The organism is Clostridium sp. CAG:265 (assembly GCF_000436575.1).
Taxonomy (GTDB): Bacteria; Bacillota; Clostridia; order Clostridiales; family Clostridiaceae; genus Clostridium; species Clostridium lentum.
Genome location: NZ_FR886601.1, coordinates 1 through 559, shown reverse-complemented (window position 1 = coordinate 559; position 559 = coordinate 1). Strand labels below are relative to the sequence as shown.

The following is a 559-nucleotide window of genomic DNA, read 5'->3' as shown; positions in this document are numbered from 1 at the left end:
TTCTCCTTTCCATAATATATAAATTTATAATCTTATTATTTCCCTAAGTTACTAATTTTCTTCATTTTGTTTTAAAATTAGACAAAAAAATGAAGTTGAATTAAATTGAATTTTTTAATTCAATTTAATTACAACTCCATAATTTTTAGTTAATTATTCAAATTTAAATGTTAATTCAAATTTTCCTGTAACACTTCCACCAATAAAGTTTTTACCATGTTTACTTGTAAAGCCTATACTAGCTTCTTTTGGTGTATCACTTCCAGTTTCTTTAGCTGGTAATACACCTAACTCTTTGTTTATCACATTAACTTTATTTCCACTAGAATCTTCAGTTGTTCCAGTTCTTGAACTTGGTTCTTGTGAATCACTTGGAGAATCTGGATTAGCTGAATCATCACTATTTTGTTTGTTTGTTGATAACCATAAAGGATTACTTGATTCATTATAATTTGACTGAGTTAAGGATTTATCCTTTATATAAAGGCCTAATGCCATCTTTTTCATAGATTCCTCTTCATTCATGTTATCCCAATTACAAGAATTTGGATCTACAATT

General features: G+C 26.8%; 1 protein-coding gene. It reads right to left on the bottom strand.

Annotated features, from left to right (window positions below; all coding sequences use genetic code 11):
• Positions 1–153: 153 nt before the first annotated feature.
• A partial coding sequence (locus tag Q5O29_RS03885) for a hypothetical protein (RefSeq protein ID WP_302631714.1) occupies positions 154–559 on the bottom strand: 406 nt, incomplete at its 5' end.